The sequence below is a fragment of the Pseudoalteromonas sp. MT33b genome, assembly GCF_014117385.1.
In the GTDB taxonomy this organism is placed as follows: domain Bacteria; phylum Pseudomonadota; class Gammaproteobacteria; order Enterobacterales; family Alteromonadaceae; genus Pseudoalteromonas; species Pseudoalteromonas lipolytica.
Genome location: NZ_CP059831.1, coordinates 1651432 through 1677112 on the forward strand (window position 1 = coordinate 1651432; position 25681 = coordinate 1677112).

A 25681-nucleotide genomic window follows, 5' to 3' on the forward strand; every position below is an offset into this window, starting at 1 on the left:
TGAAAATAAATCTAATAAGTGGTTTGAGTGCTGTTGTAGTAAGCTTATTTTCGTTGCAGTTATTATGCGCAGAAAGAGCCTCGTATGTAGTAGGCGTAGAGAACATTGAATATCTACCTTATTACGAAGGGAGCGATAACAATAACTCACGGTTCACTGGATACAGCGCACAGTTATTAAAATTATTCGGTCGTAAATACGACTATAATATAGTGTTTACCCAACGCCTCTAAACCGCCTTTATAAAGATTTTATTACGCAAAGTTACCTTGATTTTAAATACCCAGATAACCCGCAATGGCAAAAAAGTTTTAAAGATATCTACACAAAAACCAAGCAAATAGTCTATTCAAAGCCTGTTCTTACAACTGTAACCGGTATTGCGAGTCTTAATCCTGATACACAATTATCTGATTGCACCAGGTTTGGTAAAGTGCGTGGTTTCACCTCACAACGTTTTAAAGCATATTTTGAAAAAGAGGGAATTGCCGTTATCGAAACTGCGGATACAACGGAGCTTATTTCTTTGCTTTTATTGAACCGAATAAATTGTATTTATATCTCGCGGGATGTTCTTAACTATAAATTACGGAAAAAGTTAAATGTAACGACCGATGTCTACTTCCATGAATTGCTCGGTGTAGATGTACAAGACTTTCATGTATCGACGATTAATCATCCAGAGATTATTACTCAGTTTAACCAATTTTTAGCTACGTATAGTGAAGAAATTCAAGAACTGAAAGAGAAATTTAGTATAGGCCAATAGGGGGTTACAGTTTGCTTATTGGTTTATCATGTAAATCAGGCGCGAAAAAAAGCCCGGTCAGAACACACAAGAACCGGGCTTTCGACAACAATTTGGTGGGGTAACTTTACAACGCTAAGTTTTGCTTTGCGCGAGTTAAGTTATGATTTACAAGTTCGTTTTTAGAAATTTGAACTGCTTCATAAAAATCAGAAAGAGCTGCAGTATCGTTTTCTGACATGATGCGTGCAACACCACGATTACTTAATGCAAACGAAGTTAATTCGCGACGTTTGTATCCAGGTACTTTACTTGTACTAAGAAGTGAAATTGCCTCGGTACACAGGCTTTCAGCTTCTGAAAAATTCTTTTCTTTTACGCTCAATGCACAACGGTTGAAAGCATTTTCGTATGTGCTGTTTACGTCGTTTGAAGAGTGAGCTTGCTCGATAACCATCAGTTTATAATCAGCTTGGTTGGCTACTGCCATCGCTGAGCAAGTTAATAAAGAGCTAAGTGCAATAGTGGTTACAAGTGTTTTAAACATGATAGATTTCCTTTGGTTAAGTTGGTGTTTCTTGCCAACGAGTGAACTTTAAAATATTCCCCAAAGCTAAACAAACGATTAAATTAAACCTGATAGATGAAGAAATTTAATCTATAGAGTAATTACTCAAAATTAGTGGTTGGCTGAAAAGTAGGGGACTGTGTCTTTTTAATTATTTTTTTGAGCAATACCTAAATGCTGTTTTTATATACAGTTATTGTGTGGGCGCTTACATAATCAATAACACGACCTAAAGACTCGCTTTTATTAAGTTTAGGTAATGGTTACTGCCAACTTTTAATATATGTGGCAATCAGTTAATAACTTTGTTACTAATAAACTTTGAGAGAAGTGCGGCTTGTGTGGTAAGAAAACGTGCTATTCGCTCGCTATAACCTGTTAAATTGCCAAGGAGTTGGTTTGTTGTTTCGAGAACAAAAGTTTTATATAGCTAGCTTCATTATATGTGGTGCTTTCGCAATTATTGTGAAGCTAACGAGATCTAACATATTTGGTATCAATAGTTTTTTAGATACCTTTTTAGGATCTTCCCCAAGCTTTTTCTATTTATTCGGAATCTTGTCTCTCATTCCAATAGTTAAGCCAAAGATTGACATAAAAACATTTAAAAAGTCAGTTTTAATGTTTACTGCCGGTGCATTAACATATGAAATTGAACAATACTGGACTTCAATGTTTTTTGACCTTGGTGATATTATTGCAACATTACTTGCTGCACTACTAATGTTTTCTTTACATAAAAATAAGCGTAAGGCTGTATAATATGCACTTCAAACGGAACAAAAACAGTTGGTAGGCTCCGCTTCGCTTCACATTTTAATCAACAATTTTCGTCTGCTTAAGTGGGCGTTATAAGCCTAAGGGAAGCAATGGTATTTATCATCCTGTTTGGAGTCGTAGCGATTACCTTTATTGTGTTTAACATGCAGATGGCAGCATACAAAGAAGCAGCGCATAAATACACAAATGAGCGTAAAAATAAGCTGGTTGAATACTTAGGTTACCAAGATCAGTATTGGGGCATGTTATTTGGTAACCCTAAAAATTTTTCCATGTACCATAAAGGGTTAGACTGTCATATTAAAAAGGTACGCATTTCATTGTTTGTAGCATTAGCATCGTTTTTTAGCTTATTCATATATCTAATTGTTGCATACGGCTTATAACAAGTTACTCAAAAGCACTCAGAACGCTTGGTTTGCTCTCCTTCGTAAGGCATTGATGGAAAATGGAAGTATTCAAATATATTTTTATAGTTCTAGTCATATATCTAATTGTTACTTTAAGCATTAGGTTATATTGGTATTTTAAAGATGGATACTTTCAATTAAGCTGGATAGCTGAATGGTTCATTGCTGCTATAAGCTGCGTTGGCATTTTCGTTGTTGCCTATAATGTCCCTATATTAAATCAAGGCTTTTGGTGGTTTGTACTTTTTCTCATTTTACTATCAACCGTGTTACGTCTACGAAGTGAAACTACAAGTCAGCAGTTACACCAACTTAGTAAAGGCCAGCTATTATTTGTCTACAGTTTAATGGTTTTGTTTACTGCTCCTATTGCGATTGGGCTTTTTATTAATGCTGCAAACTTAAGTAATATTTGGGTTGGCAGCTAACAAAAAGTTATGCGCCCTCGGGCTTGCTGAGATACAAACAGGTGTTAATTATGTTGCAAGTGGCACATAACCGTCCTTTGGCTCTAACTCATTATTGTCTTAAAACAATTCAGAGCAGATGCTCTAGAGTCGAATTTGAACGAACTACGGAAGTTACCCAAAACAGAACGACTGAGAAGTTAGGTAGCAGCCTCTGTATGCGTAAAAATATAATTGCGTATTAAGAAAAATTTAGATTTAATGAATACATAATAAGCGCTGAGCAATGCAGGGAAAGCTTACATAACACAGCTAAGCTGATTAAATTAGCTAGGAAAGTGAGAGCCACTAAAAAGCCTATTTTTCTAAGTAAGTCCATAGCATAAACAACACCAACTCTGACACACCGAGCAGGTAGCGGCTCAGTCCAACAAGCGATTATGCATCACAAACTGCGTGTTGCATAAATACTAAAATGTTAGGCTACCACGGAAACATCATGGATAGGCGTTATAAAAAAAGAATTGATCGCTACTGGTCAAAAATGGAAAAACAATGTGAGGATGCCTTATCAAGAATCGACCCTAATGATTGGTTTGATCTTTGGCATACTCATCCTGATTGGGATGGCAAAGGAAATTCGAGACCTGAAAACAGGAAACGAGCCATTGAATTAACTTTTCGTTTTTTAGTCAAGGCAGAGACTTTAACTAACCATAGAAGCAATGAAATCCAGTGCTTCGCTATCATAAAAGAAGACACAATAGATAACTCAATTTATATTCACAGTGAAAATCCAAATTCATCAGAGTTTCCATATAAATATGAAGGTGTAACTTGGGATACTGAGAATAAAGAATTAGAAAGTATTGTTAACTTAGATACACACCAAATTGGTGTTTTCCAAAGTGAAGATGAACAAACATTCTTTATCAGAAAGGTAGCCTAACAAGGCAATTATGCGTGGGATGTATTAAGCTTGGCTGACGCTCATTCTTCGCTAATTTTAGCCAAGCTTAATACGCCCCATATTTGCGGCGTTATATTTACAAGGAGAGTTCAGGTTATGAGTTACGAAGCCAAAGTATTCAATGTAATGATTGCTTCACCAGGGGATGTAGCATCTGAAAGAACGATCATTCGTGATGTAATATATGAATGGAATGCTGTTCATTCAAAGTCACGAAATATTGTTTTGTTACCTGTTGGATGGGAATCTCATTCATCTCCAGAAATGGGGGCATCTCCTCAGGAAATTATAAACAATCAAATTTTAGATAAATGTGATTTCCTCGTCGGTGTTTTCTGGACTCGTATTGGAACAGCCACTACTGAGTACGCTAGTGGGACTGTTGAGGAAATTGAAAAACATATCGCGGCTGACAAGCCCGCAATGCTCTATTTTTCCAGTCAGCCTGTCGTAATGGATACCGTTGACCCCGACCAATATTCAGAATTAAGTAAGTTTAAAAAATCTTGTCAATCTCGTGGCTTATATGAAGGTTATGATAGTCATTCTGATTTTAAAGAAAAATTTTATCGTCACCTTCAACTTAAAGTTAATGAACACTCTTTATTTCAATTTGAGGTAAGTGATTCATTCTCAACTCAAAGCGAAATTGTAGAATCAAATACTTCAATTCCAAAACTATCAAACGAAGCTCGTATATTACTTAAAGAAGCTAGCCTCGATAGCGGTGGCACAATTATGTCGCTAAGTTATATTGGTGGTGATGACGTTCAAACAAATGGGAAAAATTTGATTTCATCACAAGAGCCTAGAGAGGTAGCTCGCTGGAAATCAGCTATCCAAGAACTAGAGAATGAATATTTAATTGAAGATCGTGGTCATAAAGGTGAAGTATTTAGAATTACCAATCTTGGTTATCAAATCGCGGACATGATCGAATTGTAAATATAACAAGCGGTTTATGGAAGGGACTCGTAACAGCTTGCACGGGTTCGTTCCTCACCAGTTTAGCAAGCTAATACTCGCCCCATAACCGGGCGGTTTATGTGTTTTTATGGTTGATCAATCGATTTATAATTCAGTTTTAGATTTAGCGTGTGAATTGGTTAATTCTTCCAGTGCTGAGTTAACTCAAAATTATTGGCATGCTTATCAAAAACTAAATGAATTATGTGAAATGCATAAGGGAACAAGCAAGGATCATCCCCTTCAATGGGAAGCTCTTGCCGATTACACCCGAAATAACAAGCAAGCTTTAAATATCTATTTAATTGCAATAGAGGTCGCAACAAACTTAAATTTAAGTGAATATGTTGCTTCTTCACAACTTGCCATTGCTGAGCGCTTCTTGGAAACAGGTAATAAATGTGAAGCAATATCATGGGCAAATAAGGCTGATGAAAATGCTCGTAGGTGCAGTAACCTTGAGTTACGTAATGAAATTAGTGAATTTCTGCTAGTAAGTGCAAGCAACACATAACAAACGGTTTATGGATGGGACGCAAAAAGCTTGGCTTGTGCTCTTTCGTCGCTAATTTTAGCCAAGCATTTTCCGCCCCATAATCTGGCGTTTAGCATCAAATATTATGAGCTACGATATCGAACTACCCAACCCGTTTTGGTTTGGAATAAAGATCAATGAAAGCGAAGATCGCTTGCCATCAATTGGCTGCGAGGTGGAGCTGAAACTTGAAATGCCCAGAGGAATATTTTCATATTCTGCCAAGGATATTTTGTTTGAGTGCTCCGTTTTTGACGAGTTTCTGGTGCAGCTAGAACGGTTGAAAACCGGAGAAGCCGGTAAAGCCGAATTCTATGATATGGACCGAGAAATAGTACTTTCATTCACTAAGGAAGAAATTCAATTGTCAGTTCACCGAATACATAGTGAAATCGGATCTGGCTATATGGAGTTCAAGAGTGATTTTGATCGTGAATTGGTGATCCAGCATATTGAGCACATAGAGAGTTTTGCAAAATGGTGGTAGCAATGTTTAACAAGTCAAAGCACTCGGACTTGGTAAATCTGTCACCTTTTTCGTTCCCAAAAAAAGCCGTCAACTTCACCAAGCCGGTGTTTGAGGCGTTATACGTTTCTAGAGTTTGGTGTTAATTAAATGTCTGATGATGCAATAAAACTTGCTACAAAATTACTAGAGAGTGATGAGGATTATTTAGATAATGTCATAGGGCTCTGGCGAATTGGCAATAATAAATATGAGCAATGTTGGGATACTGAGTTTCACGTATTTGGTGTAATTGAGTCTGATACTGATCATTTACCTTTGAAGCACGTACGAGCCAATTGTTCTCCTGAGTTCCTCGCTAAATCAGATAAAGAGTTAGCTGAAACTATAGAGTTCTACAGAGCAGATGTGATCAGTGCATGTAATACAATTCTAAACCAGTTAAAAAACGTATAACAAGTTAATTAATAAGAACAAAAAACAGTTTGCTGTTTTCGTTCCTAACATTTTAGCCAACAATTTTTTGCACATTAGTAGGGCGTTACCTATGCCTGACCATAGCATAGCATAGCACTGACTGTCGATTCTAACTCACAATTGTCCAACAATGACTTACGTTCGTGTCTGTTTTAATTCTAAAACGGCGAAAAGGTTGATTTCTGCTTTAACGGTTTGCAGCTCGTAACAGATTGTCTTACTTAAGCGCTAATAATCTTACCGGATAGTCTGATGGATTACGTAAAGACTTATTAAAATTTAAGTTTTCAATTATAAGTGCTTAAATTTAGATACTCCAAAACGACAAAACCCAGCCTAAGCTGGGTTTCATGAAATAATGCGGATGAACTTATAATGCTAAGTTCTGTTTGGCGCGAGTTAAGTTGTGCTCTACCAAATCGTTACTTGAAATCTGCACGGCTTCATAGAAATCAGATAATGCGGCTGTCTCGTTTTCAGACATAATACGTGCAACGCCACGATTACTTAAAGCAAATGATGTTAATTCACGACGTTTATGACCAGGGACTTTACTTGTCGTTAGCAAGTTAATTGCTTTAGAGCAGAGTGCTTCGGCTGCCGCAAAGTCTTTTTCTTTAACGCTCAATGCGCACTGATTAAATGCTAATTCGTATTGATTGCTTTGTTCTGCAAGTGTTGTAGATTGGTCAATCACCATTAATTTGTAGTCACCCTGATCAGCCACTGCCATCGCTGAGCAAGTTAATAAAGAGCTAAGTGCAACGCGTTTCATAAGTGTACTAAACATAATTTTTTCCTCTGTTAGAGTCGGCATTTATTACCGACAATCCAACTTTAGTTTAGAGAGGAAAATCGAACAAACGATAAAAAAACACCCAATAGGTGAATAAATTTAACCTATAGACTTTAGTCGAATAAAAGGCTTAAAAACTGAGGCTCTCATGCTAAGAATAGTGTTGCTGCAAGGCTTAAGCTGTATCAGGAGAGGGTAGTATCGGAAAATTGCAGTCTTCGCTTTTTATGTTTAATAATTAAATACGTTTAAAAAAGTAGCATTTTCCTCATTTCTCTTTTAAAGGTTATTGATACAAAGGTAAATGGATTTAATCACGATAGCACGGGTTGTTATTAGTAAACTGTGTGGCAGAACTGTATTGTTTAAATATATTGTTTAATCTGCTCTTTAAGCTGGTACTCTGGGCTAAAAAGATGCCAAAAGGGGCATATTTATTTATGGCCATATTCCCACTTCTTTCGCTATTTCATATTCCTCCCCCTGTATTTGAAAATGTGGCTAAAGCAAAGCACGAACAACGTAAAAAACAAAAACGATATGATAAACCCACTTCATGACAGGATTAGCTATCCATTCATTGTAATGACCTTATGCTTAAGTGCATGGCGCATGCAATAAATAGCCATCATTCTTTTATACTACAAATAATGAAAAATAGTTAAGCATTAAATAGGGCTTTGACTATAATTACTGTTAAAACTTATTGAACTAACAGTTAGTTGCAGAATTAATAACATACTAAAGTGACCTTCTCATGAATAGTATGTTTTCAAAAGTTACAAGGTAAGTTAGTAAGCGATTATGCCTTAAAGAGCTGCTGCAAAGCGAAACTAAACAATAATAAAGATGAAGAATTTATATGCCTTTAACTCTAAAACCATTGTCAGAATGTAAAATACTCGTAGTTGATGATGATGAAATGATCAGACTTACACTTGAAACAATATTAGAAGAGCACTTTACTGTTTTACCATTTAGCGCTGGAAATAGTGTCTTAGAATACTGTAAAGAAAACACTGCTGATTTAATTTTGTTAGATGTGAATTTACCTGATATCAATGGGTTAAATGTATGTAGGCAAATAAAAGACGATCCTGCCTTTGAAAATGTACCTATTGTCTTTATTACATCGACCTACGATACCGATTCACAAAATGCCTGTTGGGAAGCCGGAGCAACAGATTTCATTGGAAAACCCATCACTGCTTCAACATTAATACACCGCACGAAGAATCATATTGAGAATAAACTTCGCCTCGAAAAGTTGGTTGAATTGACATACAAAGACTCTCTAACAGGTTTATTTAATCGCCATTACCTAGACTTAGAAGTCTCTAATGTTTTTAAACAAGCTATACGTGATAAAAGAGCTTTTAGCCTACTGATGTTAGATATCGATCATTTCAAGCGTTATAACGACCATTATGGCCATCCACAAGGCGACGTATGTATTAAAAAGATTGCTGAGGTATTAAATCGTTCAGTTAAACGCCCGCAAGATACGGTTGTACGATATGGAGGAGAAGAGTTCCTTGTGCTCTTACCTTACACAGATTTTGATGGAGTAAAGCAAGTCTGCGAGCGAATTAATCATGAACTAGCGAGCGAAAATATTCGTCACGAAGAATCTTCTTTAAATAGGGTGTCAGTCAGTATCGGGGGAGTTGTGTATTCTCACCAAGAGATGAAACAGTTTGATGAACTTGTCTCATTAGCTGACGAAGCATTATATGAAGCAAAAAATGCGGGTAGAAATTGCTTTAAATTACATGCAATTGACTGATGAAATAATCAGATTTTAACGTTAAAAATTTCATCTATACTCATAGTTGCTTATTTACTAGGTGAATATGTATGGCTAACTTAAAAGACCGTCGATGTTTTCTAAAAAAAATGGGTGTGGGAGTCGCTGCTTCAACACTGGCATTTAAAGCACCGTATGTTTTTGCAAAAAACACTGTCACTTTGAGAGTGATGGGCACACATGTCACCTTGCAAGAAGAGTTACGTCAACGAGCAATGCGTGAGCTTGGCATTAATATCGAATTTACTCCAATGGGCAGTGCTGCAGTTTTACAAAAGGCGGCAGCGAATCCAAGTTCTTTTGATTTGTACGAACAGTGGTCTGATTCAATTAATATTTTGTGGCAAGCTCGGGCTATCCAACCATTAGATATTGATAGGCTTATTTATTGGAACGAAATTAATCCACTAACTAAAACCGGGCGTGTAATACCTGAAGCAAAAATAGGGGCGGGGGATTCACCCAATAAGCTTTTGTATGTTCAGCCTGATGGTCGTCTCGGTACGACGCCTAGCAAAAAAATCAGTTATATGCCGTATGTTCACAATGTTGATTCCTTTGGCTATAACACGCAATTTATTGAGCAAGGTATTCCCTATGAAACCGAATCGTGGGCATGGTTGCTCGACGAAAAAAATAAAGGGAAAGTAGGCTTAGTTAATGCGCCCACCATAGGTATTTTTGACGCCGCACTTGCTGTTCAGGCCCAAGGGCTGATGAGTTTCAATGACTTAGGAAATATGAGTATTACAGAAATTGATCAGCTGTTTAAAATTTTGCTCGAGAAAAAAAGGCAGGGTCACTTCTCTGGATTTTGGACATCGGTTCCACAGTCGATTGATTTTATGAAAACTAACCGTGTGACTATTCAAAGTATGTTTTCACCGGGAGTAAGTGCATGCAGAGGACAAGGTATCCCTGTTGTGTATGCTTCACCCAAAGAAGGTTATCGTGCTTGGCATGGGGTTATGTGTTTATCGGCCAATACGCAAGGGCATGTAAAAGATGCAGCGTACGATTACATGAACTGGTGGTTGTCAGGCTATCCCGGTGCATTTATAGCGCGTCAGGGCTATTACATTTCTAACCCAGAACGAAGTCAGCCTCTTATGTCTATACCAGAGTGGAATTACTGGTATCAAGGTAAAGAAGCGGTGACAGACTTAACTGGCACTGATGGAAAAATCTCTGTTCAAGCTGGGCAAGTAAGGGATGGAGGCAGCTACATTAAGCGCTTTTCTAATATCGCGGTTTGGAATACGGTCATGCCAAATTATGACTACAGTTTAGATAAGTGGTTTGAACTGCTTAATTCTTAAGGATCTGCCTTGTCGAATATTTTATCACGCTCTGTTGCTGCAAAAATGTTATTAGCGTTGATGCTGATTTTACTTGCTATGAGCGCCAGTTACTACGTTATGAATAAACGCCTAAATACAATAGAGGTTGCTTTTAACGATATAAGCCGAATCAGTAATTACGCTGTCAGTATTCTTAGGATCAATAAAGACATAGTCGAAATGCAACGCGATATTTCTGTGTATGGCGGGAGTGGAAGCAGTGCTGTGTTTGAAAAAATCGTCGAAAATTTTCAAAGTATCAAAACACGTCTAAGCGATGTTGAGCTTAAAAATGAAGAGAATGAGAGTCAAATTTACCTCAACGCCATGTCTGAACTAGTAAAGAGGTACGGCGAGAATTTACAGGTCTTGACCAAGCGCTACGAAATAAGAGCAACGTTGACAGAAAAAGAATTACCCCGAATTTACGCTGATGCAACGACACACCTTGATAACTTAATGCGAAAAGTAACCACCGTTGAAGAAAAGTTATTTATTTCTGAGTATCTCAATCTGTGGCATTCGTTGCATCGAGATGCGTATTTGTTTTTAACCAAAAAAGATTATGCAAAAAGAGCGTCAGTTAACGATGCTTTACGAATGATTTCGACGAAATTAAATGCCTCTGTGCATATTCAAAAAAGTGAATACCACTCTGAAATTAACCAACTTTCAAAAATGGCAGATAATTATAGTCAGGCATTTGCGAGGAGTATTCAAGCAAATCGCAATTATTTAAGTTTAGTCAATGTTGTAATGGCCGGTGACGCAATTGAATTTAGTACTTTAGCAAATGAACTAAGAGAGCAATCATTAACAAGGTTAAGCCGTATCAAGGAAGAAGCAGAAAAAACAGTTTCTAAAACAGAGCGTATTTTAAAGCTACTCGCGTGGGGAGTGTTAATTTACATTATTGCCTTGTCTGCTTTTTTCCATTTGCAGATCTCTAAGTCTATTAAACGCCTTACGGTGAGCTTTAAACACTTTCTTAATGGCGATTTATCAGCACCAATTTATGACTTACATAGAAAAGATGAAATAGGTGTACTTGCAAAAGCGGCAGATAGCTTCAGAATTTTAAGTAAAGATTTATCAGATGCCAAACAAACCGCCGAACATACCACTAAAGTTAAGTCAGAATTTTTGGCGAATATGAGCCACGAAATACGAACGCCTATGAACGGTATTTTGGGTATGGCACGTCAATTGAGTCGTACACCATTAAATGCAGAACAAGAAAAAATGTTGGCCATCATACACTCTTCAGGTGCGAGCTTATTAGTAATTATCAATGATATTTTAGATTTAAGTAAAATCGAAGCCTCAAAAATTGAACTGGAAGAACAGCCAATAGCATTAAACTTATTACTCGATGAGCTAACACATTTATTTAAAGCGCAAGCTAATAATAAACAAGTCGAACTGTTTATTTCAGTGTTGCCTGAGGACCCCAATTTTATATTTTTAGGGGATGAAACACGCCTTAAACAAGTGCTTATTAATTTAATTGGCAATGCAATTAAATTTACAGAAAGAGGCAGTGTATCGTTAAATGTGAGTATTCATCAGCTATCGAATGATGAATTTAGCATTACATTCCACGTTTCAGATACCGGAATTGGCATAGCGAAGGAACAGCTTAATAGCTTGTTTGAGGCCTTTTCACAAGCAGATGCCTCAATTACACGACGGTTTGGTGGTACAGGACTCGGTTTAGCCATTTCTAGTAAGCTATTAAAATTAATGGGGACTTCATTGCACGTTGAAAGTGAGTATGGTGTTGGCTCAGACTTTCATTTTGATCTCAATGTTATCCGAGCGAATGAGTCTGTTTATAGTGAACAACAGCGCATGCAAGAACCCCATGAGCAAGCAATTGATTTCTCTTGGCTGAATGTACTGATTGTCGAAGATAACGAAATCAATCAAATCGTTATTGAAGCGATGTTGAGTGAGTTTAATATCAGCTCTATCAATATGGCCGATAATGGCGAGCAAGCTATTCTTCAGTGTGAAACACGGGCGTTTGATCTCATTCTTATGGATATGCAAATGCCTGTCTTAGATGGGCCGCAAGCGACATTAAGGATCAGAGAGATGCCTTCCTATAAAAACACTCCCATCATTGCTTTAACTGCCAATGTATTAAGTGCCGACAAACAACGCTGTATTGATGCCGGGATGAATGACTTTATTGCAAAACCAATTAATTATGAGTGCGTTAAAGCTATTTTGTTGAAATGGTGCACAAAAGCAGCTGATGAACGGTAAGGGGAGCTGAGTGAATATTTTACTAAAAGAAAATAAAAAAGCAGCCTCATTGAACCCATACTTTGCTTTAGTGTCGATAGTATTTGTTGTTTTTATAGCAATCGCCGTTAGCTTTTTTGAAGGGCAAGTAAAAGAAGATGTTTTAGACTCGATAGACCAAGAGTTCGTCGAAACGAATCAAAGGCTAAAAGAAATTGTAACAACGACACTGTCAGAATATAAATCAGATTTACGGTTTTTGTATTCAACCCCGCCAATTTCAGGCTTACCAAGAGCCCATTTTAACAATGGAATAGACCCATACGATGGCACTAGTTATCAGCAATGGAAAGAGCGATTAGAAACTATTTTTATTGGTTATATGGAAAATAACCTCGCCGTTGAACAGGTGCGTGTTATTGCAGTGACTGCTGAAGGTAACGAACTTATTCGTGTTCAGCGTGTTGGCGCATCTGTAGAAGCCTCTGCGGATTATTCATTACAATCTAAAAGTGGCGAGCCTTATTTCTTGCCTAGTACGTTGCTTGAACCAAAGCAAGTGTATATGTCACCACTGTCTTTAAATCGTGAGTTTGGTGAAATTGAATTTCCTTTTAAACCGATGATTCGGTTTTCGATACCAATATACAGTGAGAACGGTAAGCGTTTTGCTTTTTTAATTATGAATGTTAATGCCAGTACATTACTTAATAACCTTAAAGAAACAGTGTTTGATACCTCACAACTTATTATTAGTGGCTCTGATGGAGATTTTATTATTCATCCACTTGAAAGCTATCAATTTTCTAGAGATTTAAATCCCAGTGTAAATTGGCAGGCTGTTTACACCGAAAACATAAAGTACAACGGTATCTATTTAATAAAGTCAAAAGCGAATACCGAAGAACAGTTCTATGTACGTTCAGAAAAGTTGTATACCAGATCAGGTAATAAATATGGTTTTGTTAATTTTAACCTACTTGCACCTAAAGAATATGTGGATAATTTGATCAATGAAAAACGCTTGATCACCTACAGTCTGTTATTTGCAGTGATTGTTTTCACATCAATTCTTTTAATTACATTTTATCGTAATGCGATTAGAAGCCAATTACTCGCAGAAACCAGACAAGAAGCATCAGCAATTGTCGATGGTTCTATCGATGCAATTATTGCCCTTAACTTAAAAGGGTATCTGACCAGTTTAAACCATACTGCAGAGCGATTATTGCTCATTTCAAGTAAAGCGGCAGTAGGGAAATCGAGTAAGGAAATTGAATTTCTATCTAATTTACCAATCGATGAATATGTAAAAAAAATACAGAGTTCTAGAGCTCAAATAAAGGACGAGTGCTCATTCGTGCAAGGTGAATATATCGCGCATTACGCTATTTCAGTGAGTCCTGTTTTTTCTGAGCACAGTAACCTAAGTGGTTTGGCTTTAATAATTAGAGACATTAGTAAAGAAAAACAGGCTGAAATTAAAGTTAAACGTCTTAACTCTGAGCTTGAAGCCAAAGTGCGTAAACGTACACACGCACTTGCAGAAGCAAAAGACGAAGCAATTAAACACAGCGAGGTTAAAAGTGCATTTATATCGAATGTGAGCCATGAACTGCGAACATCATTAAATGGTGTCATTGGCACGCTAAATATTTTGAAACGAGAAGCGCTAACAGATAAGTCACGCAAGCTTGTTGATATGATGGAGTTGAGCGCATCAAGCTTAAACTTATTAATTAACGATATTCTTGATTTGTCGAAAATAGAGGCAGGAAAACTCGACTTAAATATTCAGTTGATAAACCCGCTGCTACTGATTGAAAGTTTGGTGAGCTCGTGTGTTGTCAGAGCCTTCGATAAAGGGGTTGATGTGTACTTAGACACCACAGAACTTTCATGCGATAAGCTAGAAGTAGACCCCCTTAGACTAACTCAAATTATTAATAACCTGATTAGTAATGCCATTAAGTTTACTGAAAAAGGGTTTATTAAAATTAAAGTGAGTTCGGAGCATGTTGCTAATAATGAATATAAATTAAGGGTTAGTGTACAAGATACAGGAATTGGCATTGATCCTCTTTCGCAAAAACGACTGTTTGGTGCATTCCAACAAGCGAGTAGTGCAATTACCGAGAAATTTGGAGGGACGGGATTAGGAATATCGATCTGTAAGCAGTTATGTCATGCAATGGGTGGAGAAATTTACTTAGATTCAACTTTAAATCAAGGCAGTACATTTAGCTTTTATATTAAGGCACGCGCGAGTGAAAGAAACTTAAAGCAAGAGCAGGCATGTTTTTCCTCTAAACATGTTTTAGTGTGTAGTCAAAATGCACATATTATAGAAATAATTGAAAAATTGGTTGTTTTATATGGCGGGCACGTAAGCGTTTCATCGCTTAGTGAATTAGACCGACACGATGATGAGAACATTGATTTTGCCATCATAGACGACGAAGAAATCAATAATAATACGAGCTTAGATCACCTGCATGAAACACATAGCAGCACTCACGTTGTCTTATTGCATCAATCTGATACTTCCATACCAAAAAGCAAAGCGGGCAAAGTGAGTAAAATAAGTAAACCCCTTACACAAACAGCCCTATTACGCGTTGCAGGGGTTGAGCTGCGTGATAACGAAACACACACGTTATTACATGACAACAGTGATGGTGAGTTCGCAATTTCAAATGAACGTTTATCACAAATTAAAGGCAGTAAGGTACTTATTGTCGATGACAATAAAATTAACTTAGAAGTAGCGAAAGGGGCACTTGACGAGCTACCCATTGAAATACTCACGGCCAACAATGGCCAAGAAGCCATTGAACATTTATTGCAGAGCGAAGCAAGCGGAGCGCCTGTAAACTGTGTACTACTCGATTGTCAGATGCCAACTTTAAATGGCTATCAAGTGTCTGAAAAAATACGTTCAGGTGAGGCTGGTGGCGCTTTTATTAATGTACCTGTGATTGCCATGACTGCGAGTGCGATGATTGGCGAAAAAGAAAAATGTTTATCAGTCGGTATGAATGATTATCTTAGCAAACCAATTAAAGCCGATGATGTGCTATCAAAAGTTGTGAAATGGATTTTATCGGATCATGAACAGCAAACAGAAGCACACGTTAGCACAGTAGATGAAGCACAGTCATTATGGAATCGTCAAGAAGCGCTTGTACGGTTACTTAATAAAGAGGCTTTACTAAAAAGAATATGCCAAATATTTATGATCAACGCGCCGAAAAAACTCACTGATTTAAAAGAGCAATTTGCAGTGCAAAATCATGCAGAAGTACATCAAACTGCGCATGCTTTAAAAGGGATGTGTGGTGAGGTGAGTGCCGACAAGCTCAGAAAATTATGTGAAGAAATTGAGTTAAAAGCACGCGAGCAAAACCTCGAAATCAAAGACACACTTCAACAACTAGAGCGCCTGTTGCCACAACTAATGGCTGAGATAAAAGGGTGGTTAGAATCGCTAGAAAGATGAAATTACTCACGACAGAGCCCGTGTGAATGATGCCTGTGTTATGCACAGGCATCCAGATAAGTGATTATTTTAAATGCTTAAACGTATCAATCATCCACTTTATAAATAACTCTAGCTGTGCGTTAGTCTCACTCGGTTCGTGCTGGACTAAATAGTATTTATCTTTAGTTTTTAATGGCATATCAGTAAAATTAAATAGCCATTGCTCTTCAAACCAGGTTTGACTAATTGGTAAAGGAATAAGTGCAATTCCCATCCCTTGCTGTGCAGCACGCGCAACCCCGAACATACTATCAACCTGAATAATTTGTTTTGGTGCGAAGTCTTCAATACCTGCATGTTCAGCCCATTGGTGCCATGCCCAAGGACGTGCTTTATGCAGTATTAGGGGCACTTCATTAAGGGCTTGAAAAGGGTTTTCATGCCATGCTTGCCAGTTTTCTTTATTACATGCTGGTGTATACGACAACGAAAATAATTCGTGTACAACCCCTTCGTGTGGCTTAGATGACGATAATACAATTGATAAGTCACTTTGCTTGGTCAGTTCTTTGCGCGTTTTTAAGGTGTTTAGCTGTAAGTTAGTGTTTGGATGATCGGCGGTCCACTCACTCAACTTTGGCATTAATAATTCACTGGCAAAAAACTCAGGCAGAGTAATGCTTATAGTGATATTTTCTTGTAACTGACTAAATTCATTAATGGTTTTTTCGAGAGCTTTAATCAGAGGTGACACTGAATCATAAAAGTTCTTACCCGCAGCGGTTAAACGAATAGAGCGAGTTTGACGTTCGAATAGCTCAATCCCCAATTGCTCTTCTAATTGCTTGATCTGATGGCTTACGGCTGATGGCGTAAGATAAAGTTGGTTTGCTGCATCTTTAAAGCTCAGTGTGCGAGCAGCGAAACAAAATGAGCGTAGGCCACGAATAGGTGTTTGCATAGTTAATTTCAGTAATTCTCAATAGCGCGTTTTATGAAGTTAAGAGCTAAGCAATTATTATCCCAATATTTAAAAACCAACAGACTAAAGGGTGAATATAGCTAACTTTTGCGATAACGCCTAAAAATTAAGCGTTAATTGCTTGTTTAATCTAGTTTTTCGCCTCAAAAAGCAAAAAAGGCGAGTGTAGCAGTTTTTATTTATTGGTAACAAGTAAAGTGCTCCTTACGTGTTACTCACAAGTTTAGGGCATTTTATACTAATTGTGTGACAAATTGGTGCAGTGAGGGGAATATAAAAGATAAAAAAAATCCCTCTTGCGAGGGATTTTGGGTAACTCAGCGCCATTGGCACTGGGAATGAGGTCGGTACATTGGGATGTCAGTGGTTAGAAAACCATTTCAGGGACATCACCTTCAATAAGCAATTTTCCTGCCGTTTTGCTTATGATTTCATCTACTGACACGCCTGGTGCGCGCTCTAGTAGATGAAAAGCGCCGTCTTTGACTTCGAGTACGGCTAAATCAGTTACGATTTTCTTTACACAGTTAACCCCAGTTAACGGTAAAGTGCAACTTTCTAATAATTTAGAGTCGCCATGCTTACTTGCATGCGTCATCGTAACAATAATATTCTTCGCGCCAGCAACAAGGTCCATCGCGCCACCCATGCCTTTAATCAGCTTTTTTGGGATCATCCACGATGCGATGTTTCCGTTCTGGTCAACTTCAAATGCACCTAATACCGTTAAGTCTACATGACCACCCCGTATCATGGCAAAACTATCTGCACTATTAAATATTGCTGCACCTGTTGCTGCTGTCACGGTTTCTTTACCCGCGTTGATCATATCTGCATCAACTTGGTCTTTAGATGGGTACGCACCCATTCCTAACAGACCATTTTCAGATTGCAGCATGACTTCTATGCCATCGGGTACATAGTTAGCGACAAGGGTAGGGATACCAATCCCTAAATTAACGTAATAACCGTCTTGTAGCTCTTGTGCAACGCGCATAGCTACTTGTTCACGTGATAATGCCATTTTAATGCTCCTTAATCGCGAGTCGTTACACGTTCGATGCGTTTTTCAAAGTTACCCTTGATCACACGATTAACATAAATGCCTGGGGTGTGAATTTGGCTCGGCTCCAGTTCACCCGGCTCTACGATTTCTTCAACCTCAGCAACGGTAATCTTACCTGCGGTTGCAGCCATTGGATTAAAGTTCATGGCTGTGTGACGAAACACGAGGTTGCCATAGCGATCGGCTTTCCATGCTTTAACAATCGCAAACTCACCTGTAATTGATTCTTCTAAAATGTATGGGCGGCCATCAAATTCTTTAACTTCTTTGCCTTGTGCAACAGGGGTGCCGTAACCAGTTGCAGTGTAAAATGCAGGAATACCCGCACCACCAGCACGCATTTTCTCAGCAAGTGTACCTTGTGGCGTAAGTACTACGTCAATTTCGCCATTAAGTAACTGTTGTTCAAATAAGGCATTTTCACCAACATAAGAGGCAATGATTTTTTTAATTTGCTTGTCGTGTAGCAAAATACCTAAACCAAAGTCGTCAACGCCACAGTTGTTAGACACAACCGTTAAGTTTTTTGTTTGTTTACGCTTTATTTCGCCGATAAGTCCTTCAGGAATACCACACAAGCCAAAGCCACCAGCGATAATGGTATCGCCATCTTTTAAACCTTCCATCGCAGCTTCGTAACTCGAAACCACTTTATCAAAACCGGCCATGAGCCTACTCCTTAATTATTCTGCGTGTTCTTTAGAGCAAGTGAAACCTTGCTGACAGGTTGTTTATTTAATGCGCTACAAATAGCCCAACCAGCTTTCGCCAGTCTTTCTAAATCAATTCCATGCTCTATGCCAAGCCCTTGCAGTAAGTAAACTACATCTTCAGTGGCAACATTTCCTGACGCTCCTTTGGCATAAGGGCAGCCACCAAGGCCTGCAACGGCACTGTCAACGGTTGAAATACCTCGCATTAGCGCGGTGTAAATATTTGTGAGCGCTTGACCGTAGGTGTCGTGAAAATGTACAGCGAGTTTTGACTTATCAATATGTTGCAGTAATAAATCTAATAACTCGTCCACTTTTTTTGCTGTTCCTACACCAATTGTGTCACCAAGGCTAATCTCGTAACAACCTAAGTCTAATAAACGCTGCGACACCTTTAATACATCAGCGTAGTCAACGTCACCTTGGTAAGGGCAACCCATTACACAACTTACATAGCCACGAACACGAATATTATTTTCTTTCGCAAAGTCCATGACCTCTTTAAAGCGGTCAATACTTTCATCAATCGAGCAGTTAATGTTCTTTTGACAAAATGCTTCGCTGGCTGCGGTAAATATAGCAAACTCTTTAATACCCACTTGATGAGCGGCTTCTGCACCACGTAAGTTAGGGGTTAGCGCACTTAAATTAACATTAGGTAAGTTTAATGCGTTGATCACATCACGTGAGTCAGCCATTTGCGGCACCCATTTAGGTGATACAAATGCACCCGCTTCAATATCGTTAAGACCCGCGTTGGCTAGGGAGTTAATTAGTTCGATTTTATCTTGGCTGGTGACGGCTGCTTCATTTTGCAGTCCATCACGGGCACCCACTTCAACAATACGTACACACGCAGGGAACTGTGTCATACCGCCTCCTGTTCCTCGACTATGGCGAGCATATCGCCATGGCTAACTAATTCACCTTCACCAAAACAGTAGCTGGTTAATACACCATCATGTGGAGCATTAAGCGTGTATTCCATTTTCATTGCCTCGATAATTACAACCGCATCGCCTTTAACTACTTCGCTACCCACAGCGACAAGGTGTTTAACGACTGTGCCGTTTAATGGGGCCGCAAGAGGAAGTGCATCACTTTCATGTTCACTAATGTAGTGTTTATCGATGAGTTCAATCACTGTTTGCTGAGCGTTATACATTACAGTGATATGCGTGTCTGTTTGGATAACATGCGCGACAACTTTTTCACCATTAATGACTAAGCGAGCAAGGCCATTTTCAACAGTGCCTGAACTTGTATAGGCAACTGAGTTGAGGTTGATTTTAAAACCATCGGCACACTTTTCAGCTTGCACCGCAACATCAGTAAATGGGATTTTTGTTAGCGCAGCGCTGTTTAGCATAAAGCCAGTTAATTGCTGCCATGGACTCGCACTACTGCCTTTTAGTGTGCTCATGTATGCAAATGCAGCAATTACTGTCGCGAGTGTATGTTGTTGCTCGTCTTTAGCGACTAATTGCGCACCTTGATCTTCAATAAAGTGTGTATCAGGCGCACCAGCTTGAAACGTAGGGTGGTTAGCAAGGTTGTGTAAAAAGTTAACGTTACAACTAAACCCAGCTAAATGAAATTGTTGCAGTGCTTTTGATAAACGACCAAGTGCAGCCTCACGGTTGTCATCGTGAACAATGAGCTTAGCAATCATTGGGTCGTAAAACGGGCTAATTTCATCGCCAGCGGCAATGCCAGTGTCTATGCGTACAAACTCTGATTCAGTCGGGGTGAATAGGGCATCAATACGGCCAGAACACGGGATAAAGTCATTGCTTGGGTCTTCTGCATAAATACGTGCTTCAAAGCTATGACCTTGCAGCTGAATATCCGCTTGTGACAGTGGCAGTTTTCCACCTGCAGCCACATTAATTTGCCAGCTTACTAAGTCAACGCCAGTGACCATTTCGGTTACCGGGTGCTCTACTTGTAAACGAGTGTTCATTTCCATGAAGAAGAACTCATCGCCACACAGTAAAAACTCAACAGTACCCGCACCACGATAGTTAATTGCTTGTGCACAGCGTACAGCGGCTTCACCCATTTCTTTTCGTAGCGAATCAGATAAACCCGGCGCCGGTGCTTCTTCAATCACTTTTTGATGGCGACGTTGTAAAGAACAGTCACGATCGCCTAAATAAACACAGTTGCCATGATTGTCTGCAAATACTTGTACTTCAACATGACGGGGTTTAGTAACGTAACGCTCTAGAAGCACTAAATCATTACCAAAGCCTGCTTTAGCTTCACGCTTTGCCCCTTCAAGCGCACTGATAAAATCTTTTGCATGCTCTACTACACGCATTCCTTTACCGCCACCGCCAAAGGCTGCTTTGATAAGGACAGGGTAGCCAATTTTTTCTGCTTCGGCTTTTAAAAATTCAGTGTCTTGGTTATCGCCATAATAGCCCGGCACTAAAGGGACATTGGCTTCGTGCATAATTTCTTTTGCACGCGTTTTAGAACCCATTGCTTCAATACTTGATGCTGGAGGACCAATAAATGCAATGTCGTTTTGCTCACAGGCTAGGGCAAACTCACTGTTTTCAGATAAAAAACCGTAGCCGGGATGAATGCAATCAACGGAGGTTTGTTTTGCAACATCGATAATTTTATCTGCGACTAGGTATGAGTCTTTGCTTGGTGCAGGACCAATGTGATAAGCCTCATCGGCCAGCTTTACATGTTGCGCGTGTTTATCTGCATCTGAATATACAGCAACCGTAGTTAGGCCCATTTGTTTTGCTGTGCGCATAACACGGCAGGCAATTTCACCACGGTTTGCAACGAGAATTTTTTTCAACGTTTTTGTTGTCATAATGGATCCTATTTCTGCCAATTTGGGCTGCGTTTTTCAAAAAATGCGCTGAGACCTTCTTGTCCTTCGTCTGATACACGAATACGCGCAATACGCTCTGCTGTTAAATCGATTAGTGTTTCATCAATGGCTTTACCCGCAACATCATTGATTAGCTGTTTGGCTGCTTTCACTGCAATAGGCCCATTATTAACAAGGCTTTGCAAGTGCTTGTCTAATGCTGTTTGTAAGTCACCGGTCACTTGATGAATTAAACCTAATTGTTTTGCTGTGTGTGCATCAAAGATTTCTGCGGTTAAAAAGTAACGGCGTGCAGCACGCTCACCAATCGCTTTGATCACATACGGACTAATCACAGCTGGAATTAAACCTAACTTCACTTCGCTTAAACAAAATTGTGCATCGTCTTGGCAAATAGCAATATCACAACAGGCTATTAAGCCTAACGCACCACCAAATGCAGCCCCTTGTACGGCACATAGCGTTGGATGAGGGCTTGTTGCAAGCACATGCATTAATTTGGCAAGTTGCTTTGAATCTGCGAAGTTTTCTGCAAAGTCATTGCCAGCCATCGATTTCATCCAATTTAAATCAGCGCCTGCAGAAAAATGCTTACCTTGTGTTTTTAATACCAAAGCACGTACATCACAGCTATTGGCGTGCTCAATGCACTGAATGAGTTCGCTAATCACGTCCTCATTAAATGCATTGTGTTTTTCTGGGCGGTTTAAAACGAGGACAGCCACATTTGATTTTGTTATTTGTAGTGTTACTGACATACGGCCTCCATTACATTCTAAATACGCCAAACTGAGAATCACGCTCTGGGGCGTTTTTAGCAGCACTTAAAGCAAGACCTAACACATTACGTGTATCGGCAGGGTCGATAATGCCATCATCCCACAGTCGTGCACTGGCATAATAAGGATGACCTTGTTTTTCGTATTGCTCGATAATTGGCTTTTTAAATTCGCTAATTTGCGCATCAGTCATGCTTTCGCCTTTGCGTGCTAAACCGTCTTGCTTCACTTGAGCAAGTACGCCAGCTGCTTGCTCGCCACCCATAACCGAAATACGGGCATTAGGCCACATCCACATCATTGTTGGTTCAAACGCTCGGCCACACATACCGTAGTTACCCGCACCATAAGAGCCACCAATTAACACGGTGAATTTGGGTACGTCAGCACACGATACAGCGGTAACCATTTTGGCACCGTGTTTTGCGATACCTTCTGCCTCGTACTTTTTACCCACCATAAAGCCGGTGATATTTTGTAAGAAGACTAAAGGGATATTTCGCTGCGCGCACAACTGAATAAAGTGCGCACCTTTTTGAGCTGATTCACTAAATAAAATGCCATTGTTAGCAACGATACCAACAGGGTGACCAAAAATTTTCGCAAAGCCTGTTACCAAGGTTTCACCAAAGTAACGTTTAAACTCATCAAACGATGAGTCATCAACCACTCGCGCAATGACTTCACGTACATCAAATGGCTTTTTAAGATCAGTACCAACAATGCCGTAAATCTCGTTAATGTCGTAACGTGGAGGTTTTACGTCTTCAAGTAATGGTGCAGTAGGGCGCTGATAATTAATGCGCTCAATACATTGACGTGCAATAGACAGTGCATGTGCATCGTTTTCAGCATAGTGATCGGCCACACCCGATGTTTTACAGTGCACATCGGCACCGCCTAGCTCTTCAGCGCTAACTTCTTCACCTGTTGCGGCTTTTACAAGCGGTGGACCCGCTAAGAAAATAGTGCCTTGTTCTTTTACGATAATGCTTTCATCAGCCATTGCAGGCACATACGCGCCGCCAGCAGTACATAAGCCCATTACCACCGCAATTTGCGGAATGCCTTTACCCGACATACGTGCTTGATTATAGAAAATGCGACCAAAATGCAGTTTATCTGGGAATACATCGTCTTGTTCAGGCAGGTTTGCACCGCCCGAATCAACTAAATAAATACATGGTAAATGGCAACGCTCTGCAATGTCTTGTGCGCGCAGATGCTTTTTCACTGTTAGTGGGAAATATGTCCCTCCTTTAACAGTGGCATCGTTGGCGATAATCATACATTCAACGCCTTTAACACGACCAATACCCGCAACAACGCCTGCACATGGAATCGCTTGCTCGTAAACACCAAACGCCGCAAATTGAGAAATCTCTAAGAACGGCGAACCTTCATCTAATAATGTTTCGATACGATCGCGTACAAATAACTTACCACGGCCAACATGGCGTTCGATTAAAGCAGGGCCACCGCCTAAGCGGATATCGGCCACTTTTTCACGTAAGTCGTTTACAAGGGCAGCCATGTTATCGTGATTTTGCAGAAATTGCGGATCGTGTGGATTAACACTCGATTTTAAAATCGTCATAACTTTAATCCTTATCGGCTTTCAGTGAATAATTCGCGACCAATCAGCATACGGCGGATTTCAGAAGTACCCGCACCAATTTCATAAAGTTTAGCGTCACGTAATAAACGGCCTGTCGCGTACTCGTTGATATAACCGTTACCGCCTAAGATCTGAATTGCATCTAATGCCATCTTAGTCGCTAGCTCTGCTGCATATAAAATGGCACCAGCCGCATCTTTACGTGTTGTTTCACCGCGATCGCATGCGCGAGCTACCGTGTAAACATATGAACGCGCTGCATTCATTTGCGTGTACATGTCGGCAATTTTGCCTTGAATTAATTGGAATTGACCAATTGGGCTATCGAATTGTTTACGTTCATGAATGTACGGTACAACAATGTCCATACAGGCTTGCATGATACCAAGTGGACCCGCGGCTAATACAACACGCTCGTAATCAAGGCCACTCATTAAGACTTTTACGCCTTCGTTTAAGTTACCTAAAATGTTTTCTTCTGGTACTTCACAGTTTTCAAATACAAGTTCACAAGTATTCGAACCGCGCATACCCAGTTTGTCTAGTTTTTGTGCGGTAGAAAATCCTGGTGTGTTGCGCTCAACGATGAAAGCTGTAATCCCTTTAGGGCCTGCATTTAAATCTGTTTTGGCATAAATAACGAACGTATCAGCATCGGGACCATTGGTGATCCACATTTTGTTACCGTTAAGAACAAATACGTTGCCTTTTTTCTCGGCCTTTAATTTCATTGATACTACGTCAGAACCTGCATTGGGTTCACTCATAGCAAGCGCACCAATGTGTTCACCGCTGATAAGCTTTGGTAAGTATTTTTCTTTTTGCGCTTGTGTTCCATTACGGTTTATTTGGTTTACACATAAGTTTGAATGAGCACCATAACTTAGGCCAATTGAGGCACTTGCACGGCTAATTTCTTCCATGGCAATAACATGTTCTAAATAGCCTAAACCCGCACCGCCAAATTCTTCAGCTACCGTCATCCCTAATAAACCCATTTCGCCAAGTTGTGGCCAAAGTTGATTTGGGAACGTGTTGTCTAAATCTGTTTGTTCAGCAAGAGGGGCAATCTCTTGGCTTGCGAAGCTATTAACGTGATCACGGATCATGTCTGCGGTTTCGCCAAGTCCGAAGTTCATTTCTTTATAAAGTGAAATAGTGCTCATAATATGTGTTCCTGTGAGAGTCTGTTGACGCGTATAAAAAGGGTGTCAGGTTATTCGTCTAGGTTATTGAGGGTTTCACGACAGCGACGTTCAGCGGTGACTAATTCCATAAGAACAACTTTAATGTCGTCCATTTGTTGGCTTAAATCCGCTTTCTTTTCTGCAATAAGGTCAAGCATAGTCACTAACTGTTTAGCGCTTGATTTATCTGCGTCGTAAAGTTCAAACAAACGGCCGGTTTCGGCAAGTGTAAAGCCTAAGCGTTTACCTCGTAGGATCAGTTTTAGCCTTACTTTGTCACGTTTCGAGTAAATACGGGTTTGACCGTTTCTCTCAGGTGAGATCAAGCCTTGGTCTTCATAGAAGCGAATAGAGCGCGTTGTAATATCAAATTCTTTTGCTAGTTCGCTGATACTAAACGTTTGCTCATTGCTGGCAGGCTCGACTGCTGCACTTTCAAAGTTTGTTTGATTGTCTTGTTTCATGATTTATTTACCTC

Annotated in this window: 24 protein-coding genes; 13 read left to right on the plus strand and 11 right to left on the minus strand. The window is 39.5% G+C overall.

Features of this window, described 5'->3' with window-relative positions; all coding sequences use genetic code 11:
* The first annotated feature begins 433 nt into the window (after window positions 1-433).
* Complete coding sequence (locus H3302_RS07540; protein WP_075593597.1) at window positions 434-769, plus strand: hypothetical protein; 336 nt, start codon at window positions 434-436, stop codon at window positions 767-769.
* A 106-nt stretch (window positions 770-875) separates the two neighbouring features.
* Here the strand turns inward: H3302_RS07540 and H3302_RS07545 are convergent, their stop codons facing one another.
* A complete protein-coding gene (locus H3302_RS07545) occupies window positions 876-1295 on the minus strand; it encodes a hypothetical protein (RefSeq protein ID WP_036968511.1) in 420 nt (139 codons plus the stop codon).
* Between the two features lie 423 nt (window positions 1296-1718).
* On the opposite strand from H3302_RS07545, the gene H3302_RS07550 reads away from it, so the two are divergent.
* The 8 genes from H3302_RS07550 to H3302_RS07585 all read left to right on the plus strand — a co-directional run bounded on the left by H3302_RS07550 (window position 1719) and on the right by H3302_RS07585 (window position 6306).
* Complete coding sequence (locus tag H3302_RS07550) at window positions 1719-2078, plus strand: hypothetical protein (RefSeq protein WP_256719223.1); 360 nt, start codon at window positions 1719-1721, stop codon at window positions 2076-2078.
* A gap of 107 nt (window positions 2079-2185) precedes the next feature.
* Window positions 2186-2482: a hypothetical protein gene (locus tag H3302_RS07555; RefSeq protein ID WP_075593595.1), complete on the plus strand. Its 297-nt coding sequence runs from the start codon at window positions 2186-2188 to the stop codon at window positions 2480-2482.
* A gap of 62 nt (window positions 2483-2544) precedes the next feature.
* Window positions 2545-2934 (plus strand): hypothetical protein, encoded by a 390-nt coding sequence (locus H3302_RS07560; protein ID WP_075593594.1) that lies wholly within the window; start codon window positions 2545-2547, stop codon window positions 2932-2934.
* A gap of 478 nt (window positions 2935-3412) precedes the next feature.
* Window positions 3413-3862 (plus strand): hypothetical protein, encoded by a 450-nt coding sequence (locus tag H3302_RS07565; RefSeq protein ID WP_075593593.1) that lies wholly within the window; start codon window positions 3413-3415, stop codon window positions 3860-3862.
* Between the two features lie 117 nt (window positions 3863-3979).
* The gene (locus H3302_RS07570) at window positions 3980-4828 is read left to right on the plus strand and encodes a DUF4062 domain-containing protein (protein ID WP_075593592.1); all 849 of its coding nucleotides are present in this window, start codon (window positions 3980-3982) and stop codon (window positions 4826-4828) included.
* Between the two features lie 109 nt (window positions 4829-4937).
* Window positions 4938-5363: a hypothetical protein gene (locus H3302_RS07575; RefSeq protein WP_075593591.1), complete on the plus strand. Its 426-nt coding sequence runs from the start codon at window positions 4938-4940 to the stop codon at window positions 5361-5363.
* 106 nt (window positions 5364-5469) lie between these two features.
* A complete protein-coding gene (locus tag H3302_RS07580) occupies window positions 5470-5871 on the plus strand; it encodes a hypothetical protein (RefSeq protein WP_075593590.1) in 402 nt (133 codons plus the stop codon).
* Window positions 5872-6000: 129 nt separating this feature from the next.
* Window positions 6001-6306 (plus strand): hypothetical protein, encoded by a 306-nt coding sequence (locus H3302_RS07585; protein ID WP_075593589.1) that lies wholly within the window; start codon window positions 6001-6003, stop codon window positions 6304-6306.
* A gap of 391 nt (window positions 6307-6697) precedes the next feature.
* On the opposite strand, the gene H3302_RS07590 is transcribed toward H3302_RS07585, so the two are convergent.
* A complete protein-coding gene (locus H3302_RS07590; RefSeq protein ID WP_036968496.1) occupies window positions 6698-7117 on the minus strand; it encodes a hypothetical protein in 420 nt (139 codons plus the stop codon).
* Between the two features lie 928 nt (window positions 7118-8045).
* Here H3302_RS07590 and H3302_RS07595 point away from each other — a divergent pair.
* The 4 genes from H3302_RS07595 (at window position 8046) to H3302_RS07610 (ending at window position 16019) form a co-directional block, all read left to right on the plus strand.
* A complete protein-coding gene (locus H3302_RS07595) occupies window positions 8046-8909 on the plus strand; it encodes a diguanylate cyclase (RefSeq protein ID WP_178387083.1) in 864 nt (287 codons plus the stop codon).
* Window positions 8910-8980: 71 nt separating this feature from the next.
* Window positions 8981-10249 (plus strand): PotD/PotF family extracellular solute-binding protein, encoded by a 1269-nt coding sequence (locus H3302_RS07600; protein ID WP_182396326.1) that lies wholly within the window; start codon window positions 8981-8983, stop codon window positions 10247-10249.
* A gap of 9 nt (window positions 10250-10258) precedes the next feature.
* Window positions 10259-12541 carry an ATP-binding protein gene (locus H3302_RS07605; RefSeq protein WP_182396327.1) on the plus strand — a complete coding sequence of 761 codons (2283 nt, stop codon included), beginning with the start codon at window positions 10259-10261 and terminating at the stop codon, window positions 12539-12541.
* 10 nt (window positions 12542-12551) lie between these two features.
* Entirely contained in the window at window positions 12552-16019 is a 3468-nt protein-coding gene (locus H3302_RS07610) for an ATP-binding protein (protein ID WP_182396328.1), read from the plus strand.
* 64 nt (window positions 16020-16083) lie between these two features.
* Here the strand turns inward: H3302_RS07610 and H3302_RS07615 are convergent, their stop codons facing one another.
* From H3302_RS07615 to H3302_RS07655, 9 genes are all read right to left on the minus strand, one after another.
* Window positions 16084-16962 carry a LysR family transcriptional regulator gene (locus H3302_RS07615; protein WP_036968484.1) on the minus strand — a complete coding sequence of 293 codons (879 nt, stop codon included), beginning with the start codon at window positions 16960-16962 and terminating at the stop codon, window positions 16084-16086.
* A gap of 388 nt (window positions 16963-17350) precedes the next feature.
* Window positions 17351-18007 (minus strand): 3-oxoacid CoA-transferase subunit B, encoded by a 657-nt coding sequence (locus H3302_RS07620; RefSeq protein ID WP_065979908.1) that lies wholly within the window; start codon window positions 18005-18007, stop codon window positions 17351-17353.
* Between the two features lie 11 nt (window positions 18008-18018).
* Entirely contained in the window at window positions 18019-18717 is a 699-nt protein-coding gene (locus H3302_RS07625; RefSeq protein WP_036968475.1) for a CoA transferase subunit A, read from the minus strand.
* 11 nt (window positions 18718-18728) lie between these two features.
* Entirely contained in the window at window positions 18729-19634 is a 906-nt protein-coding gene (locus H3302_RS07630; RefSeq protein ID WP_182396329.1) for a hydroxymethylglutaryl-CoA lyase, read from the minus strand.
* The gene (locus tag H3302_RS07635) at window positions 19631-21598 is read right to left on the minus strand and encodes an acetyl/propionyl/methylcrotonyl-CoA carboxylase subunit alpha (protein WP_118844255.1); all 1968 of its coding nucleotides are present in this window, start codon (window positions 21596-21598) and stop codon (window positions 19631-19633) included. Before H3302_RS07635 ends, H3302_RS07630 begins: the two co-directional genes overlap by 4 nt.
* A gap of 8 nt (window positions 21599-21606) precedes the next feature.
* A complete protein-coding gene (locus H3302_RS07640) occupies window positions 21607-22377 on the minus strand; it encodes an enoyl-CoA hydratase/isomerase family protein (protein WP_036968466.1) in 771 nt (256 codons plus the stop codon).
* A 10-nt stretch (window positions 22378-22387) separates the two neighbouring features.
* Window positions 22388-23995: a carboxyl transferase domain-containing protein gene (locus tag H3302_RS07645; protein WP_036968463.1), complete on the minus strand. Its 1608-nt coding sequence runs from the start codon at window positions 23993-23995 to the stop codon at window positions 22388-22390.
* Window positions 23996-24006: 11 nt separating this feature from the next.
* The gene (locus tag H3302_RS07650) at window positions 24007-25182 is read right to left on the minus strand and encodes an isovaleryl-CoA dehydrogenase (protein WP_036968459.1); all 1176 of its coding nucleotides are present in this window, start codon (window positions 25180-25182) and stop codon (window positions 24007-24009) included.
* 50 nt (window positions 25183-25232) lie between these two features.
* Window positions 25233-25667, minus strand: a complete 435-nt coding sequence (locus H3302_RS07655) for a MerR family DNA-binding transcriptional regulator (protein ID WP_036968456.1) — start codon at window positions 25665-25667, stop codon at window positions 25233-25235.
* Between the last annotated feature and the right edge of the window lie 14 nt (window positions 25668-25681).

Excerpts from the sequence above, each read along its gene's own strand:
- H3302_RS07545 (WP_036968511.1), bottom strand. The coding sequence starts at position 1,295 with ATGTTTAAAACACTTGTAACCACTATTGCACTTAGCTCTTTATTAACT.
- H3302_RS07555 (WP_075593595.1), top strand. The coding sequence starts at position 2,186 with ATGGTATTTATCATCCTGTTTGGAGTCGTAGCGATTACCTTTATTGTG.
- H3302_RS07560 (WP_075593594.1), top strand. The coding sequence starts at position 2,545 with ATGGAAGTATTCAAATATATTTTTATAGTTCTAGTCATATATCTAATT.
- H3302_RS07565 (WP_075593593.1), top strand. The coding sequence starts at position 3,413 with ATGGATAGGCGTTATAAAAAAAGAATTGATCGCTACTGGTCAAAAATG.
- H3302_RS07570 (WP_075593592.1), top strand. The coding sequence starts at position 3,980 with ATGAGTTACGAAGCCAAAGTATTCAATGTAATGATTGCTTCACCAGGG.
- H3302_RS07575 (WP_075593591.1), top strand. The coding sequence starts at position 4,938 with ATGGTTGATCAATCGATTTATAATTCAGTTTTAGATTTAGCGTGTGAA.
- H3302_RS07580 (WP_075593590.1), top strand. The coding sequence starts at position 5,470 with ATGAGCTACGATATCGAACTACCCAACCCGTTTTGGTTTGGAATAAAG.
- H3302_RS07585 (WP_075593589.1), top strand. The coding sequence starts at position 6,001 with ATGTCTGATGATGCAATAAAACTTGCTACAAAATTACTAGAGAGTGAT.
- H3302_RS07590 (WP_036968496.1), bottom strand. The coding sequence starts at position 7,117 with ATGTTTAGTACACTTATGAAACGCGTTGCACTTAGCTCTTTATTAACT.
- H3302_RS07595 (WP_178387083.1), top strand. The coding sequence starts at position 8,046 with ATGATCAGACTTACACTTGAAACAATATTAGAAGAGCACTTTACTGTT.
- H3302_RS07600 (WP_182396326.1), top strand. The coding sequence starts at position 8,981 with ATGGCTAACTTAAAAGACCGTCGATGTTTTCTAAAAAAAATGGGTGTG.
- H3302_RS07615 (WP_036968484.1), bottom strand. The coding sequence starts at position 16,962 with ATGCAAACACCTATTCGTGGCCTACGCTCATTTTGTTTCGCTGCTCGC.
- H3302_RS07620 (WP_065979908.1), bottom strand. The coding sequence starts at position 18,007 with ATGGCATTATCACGTGAACAAGTAGCTATGCGCGTTGCACAAGAGCTA.
- H3302_RS07625 (WP_036968475.1), bottom strand. The coding sequence starts at position 18,717 with ATGGCCGGTTTTGATAAAGTGGTTTCGAGTTACGAAGCTGCGATGGAA.
- H3302_RS07630 (WP_182396329.1), bottom strand. The coding sequence starts at position 19,634 with ATGACACAGTTCCCTGCGTGTGTACGTATTGTTGAAGTGGGTGCCCGT.
- H3302_RS07635 (WP_118844255.1), bottom strand. The coding sequence starts at position 21,598 with ATGACAACAAAAACGTTGAAAAAAATTCTCGTTGCAAACCGTGGTGAA.
- H3302_RS07640 (WP_036968466.1), bottom strand. The coding sequence starts at position 22,377 with ATGTCAGTAACACTACAAATAACAAAATCAAATGTGGCTGTCCTCGTT.
- H3302_RS07645 (WP_036968463.1), bottom strand. The coding sequence starts at position 23,995 with ATGACGATTTTAAAATCGAGTGTTAATCCACACGATCCGCAATTTCTG.
- H3302_RS07650 (WP_036968459.1), bottom strand. The coding sequence starts at position 25,182 with ATGAGCACTATTTCACTTTATAAAGAAATGAACTTCGGACTTGGCGAA.
- H3302_RS07655 (WP_036968456.1), bottom strand. The coding sequence starts at position 25,667 with ATGAAACAAGACAATCAAACAAACTTTGAAAGTGCAGCAGTCGAGCCT.